3 protein-coding genes are annotated in these 3,220 nt (G+C 63.8%); 1 reads left to right on the top strand and 2 read right to left on the bottom strand.

The genetic code is table 11. From position 1 onward, the window contains the following. Nucleotides 1-18: 18 nt before the first annotated feature. Nucleotides 19-1,320, bottom strand: a complete 1,302-nt coding sequence (locus tag DBR22_RS02950) for an ABC transporter substrate-binding protein (protein WP_108597712.1) — start codon at nt 1,318-1,320, stop codon at nt 19-21. A gap of 462 nt (nt 1,321-1,782) precedes the next feature. Then, complete coding sequence (locus DBR22_RS02955; RefSeq protein WP_108597713.1) at nt 1,783-2,310, bottom strand: hypothetical protein; 528 nt, start codon at nt 2,308-2,310, stop codon at nt 1,783-1,785. Between the two features lie 254 nt (nt 2,311-2,564). Between DBR22_RS02955 and DBR22_RS02960 the strand changes: the two genes are divergently transcribed. Further along, nucleotides 2,565-3,220: AfsR/SARP family transcriptional regulator (locus DBR22_RS02960; protein ID WP_181364997.1), on the top strand; the 656-nt coding region annotated here is incomplete at its 3' end.

Below are 3,220 nucleotides of genomic sequence, written 5' to 3' on the forward strand. Positions count from 1 at the left end.
CTTGGGTGTCAGTCATGGTTACTTCCGGAGTGAGGATGAGAGTTCGTCGATGAAGGGCTGGGCTGCTTTTTCCGGGGTGGTGCGCTCGAAAAGGATGTCCGAGGTGTAGCGGCTGAGGATGTCCGTGATGGTGCTTCCGCCGGCAGGGGTGATGGGCGGGGCGGGCCGGACTTCGTCGGCGATGGCGTCGGTGAAGCTGATGGCGGCCTTGTCCGTGGCGTTCAGTTTGGGCGCGATCGCTTCACGGATCTTGGTGTTGGCCGGGATGCCGCGTTCGGTGAGCATGATGTCGCCGGCGGTCTGGCTGTTGGTCAGGTAGTTCAGGAACTTCTCTGCGGCCTTCTGGTGCTTGCTGCGGGAGGAGACGGACCAGAACATGGAGGGCTTGTAGTAGGCGCCGGCTTCCTTGGACGTTGATTCGCCGGGCAGGCGGAGCAGTTTGAGCTCCTGGCCGGCGGCTCCCGAGTAGGCGGTGAGCTGGGTGCTGAAGACACCGGCAAAGCCCATCTCGTTCTTGGCAAGGGCTGTCTGGTTCAGGGAGGCCGAGGCGTTTTCGATGATTGCCGAGGGCTTGGGGCCGGCGCCGGACTTTGAGAGCTCCAGGGTGTGCTTCCAGAACGAGACCAGGGTTTCAGGCTTGATGACAACCTTGCCCTCGTCGTCGTAGAGCCGGTCACCGTTCTGGCGGGCCCAGATGTAGATGTCCTGGTCGCCGTACTGGACGCCGACGCCGGTGCCTGCCCCGCTGGCGCTCACCTGCTGGCCGATCTTCCGGTAGTCCTCCCAGCTCCACGTGGTGTCATCGGGCATGGCCACGCCGGCCTTGGCGAGGACGCTGGGGTTGGCCGCAATGCAGAAGGTGGCAACGCCGGTGACCAGGCCCACCAGCTCGCCGTCAACCTCACCGCTCTTCAGCGTGTCCGGATCGATGCCGGAGGTGTCCAGGCCGGTGAGCTTCTTCATGTCCAGCAGCGCGCCGCGGTCGCCGTATTCGCGGACGTACTTCTCATCCATCTGGATGATGTCCGGCGCATCGTTGGCCGCCACCTGGGTGGCGAGCTTGTCCCAGTATCCGTTCCAGTCGCTGTATTCGCCCACCACCGTGATGTTGGGGTTTTCGGCCTGGAAAGCGTCGATGACCTTCTGCGTGGCCTTCTGGCGGGCATCGCCGCCCCACCAGGTGAACCGGATGGTGACCGGCCCGGTCTCTTCTGCGGCGGGCGTAGCGCCGCCGGCGGCGCAGCCGGATAAGGCGAGAACAGAGGCTGCGACGGCGGCGGAGAGCTTGAGATAGGTCCGGCGGGTGGGACTGTGGTTCATGGGGTTCCTTTCGGGAGCGGCGTCGACGTCGGCGCCTTAGGTGGTGGGAAAGCTACTTGATACCGGTGGTGGCGATGCCCTTGACCAGGAATTTCTGGCCGGCCATCGGGATGCAGGCCCGGGAAACGGCGCAGTTTTCCCCTGGGGTAGTAGTTGCATGCATATTGGTTCCTCACTCGGCAGGACGATCCACGGCGACGTGGGCGGTCTTCCGGTTTCAACGGCGATGTTGCCTTGGACTCGGACGGCATCGCGTCCTGAGGGACGGTATGCCGGCTTCCGACTGGAAAGTGATCGGTAACACAATTATGGTTATCGATCACTTTTCTGTCAATGGATTATCGATCACTTTTCAGCGCGGGCGCCCCGGGGCCGTGAGCGGGCATAGGGAAGGGGCGGGGTGTGGCCCGCCCCTTCGTTGTGCCTATCCAGTTGTCGTCGGTGGAACGGGTTTTTGTGGCGTCAGCTGGCGAGCTCCGCACAGACGTCGATCGACGGGCCGGACGTGCTTATCAAGGTAAATACGCCGTCAGTGCCGATAGTGAAGACGATTTTGCCGGTGTAGTGGGTTGTCGACGGTCCTGCAGGTATGTCGCTGGGGAACATGATCAGGCCGTTGTGTCCGGTGGCTGTCACGGTCTGCGTGCCATCGGGGTTGTACACGGTTTCCGTGACTGATCCGTCGGTCCTGATGGTGAGGGACTCGCCAGCTTCCCGCTTGCCGGGTTTGGTTCCGTAGTTCGTATAGGTGTTGACGGTGCCCTTGCCGGCAGACAGGAGGCGAACCACGTTGCCATTCTCGTCGACGAACTCCTTCGTCTGAGTAATGGTGCCCGTCCACGAAAATTCGAGGTTGAAGTCGGGACATGCCAAGCCCTTTTTCAAAAAAATACTGTTCGCCTCGGCGGCTGAAGCCGGCTGAGCCGGAACCAGGGCGGCTGCGGCAAGTGCCGAGACTGCCAGGCTGCGAGTAATGCTGCTGGTCTTCATGGTATTTCCTTTCGAAAGAAAAGCGGGTTGGTTTCTTTAGAGTGGCCCGGAGGACTTAACCGGTCCTTAATAGACCGGGGAACACTGGACCCTCTGCCTGCCCCGGGAGCATGATGGGGGTTGATGCGGCCCGGAGTCTTAGGGTGCATTGGGTGTCAGGGCGGGCGCTGCGGGGTCGCTGGTCGGATGAGCTCCGTTGTGCCGGGCAGGGTCAGGGCCGGCGTCTGCGGCCGGTCGGTGAGGGGTGCTCGGCGATGGGCGCACTGTGGATCAGGGTTCTGGGCCCTCTGAAGGTCATTGCCGGCGGCACGCCCGTGTCAGTGGGCAGTGGGAAGCTGCGGATAGTCCTTGAAACTTTGGCGCTGCGGTCGAATTCGGTGGTCGCCGCCGACTTCCTGGCAGAGGCAGTCTGGGACGGCCGCCCGCCTGCGCAGCCGGGCCCGCAGCTCCAGGTCTATGTGGCAAACCTCCGGCGTCTGCTCGAACCCGATAGGCCCAAGGGCGTCCCTTCCCAACGGCTTGCAAGTAAGCCGGGCGGCTACCTCCTCGCAGTCGTCGAGGATGAACTCGACCTCCTGCAGTTCCGTGCTCGGGTCGCGGCCGGAGAGTCCGCGGTGCAGGCAGGAGACCTCACCGGCGGAGGGGAGCAGCTGCGCCAAGCCGTTGAGCTCTTCACGGGCCCGGCCTGTCCGGACCTTGCCGACGTCGAACTTCTGGGCCCGGACCTGGACGAATTGGAGGAAGCCCGGCTGGACGCGCACCAGGACCTCATCGACGTCGAGCTCGCCCTGGGCCGGCACGGCACCTTGGTGGGGGAGCTGAAGCGGCTGGTGCAGCAGCATCCGTACCGGGAACGGCTGTGGGCCGCGCTGGTCCTCGCCCAGTACCGCGCCGATCGGCAGGCGGATGC

Source organism: Arthrobacter sp. HMWF013 (genome assembly GCF_003061105.1).
Taxonomy (GTDB): domain Bacteria; phylum Actinomycetota; class Actinomycetes; order Actinomycetales; family Micrococcaceae; genus Arthrobacter.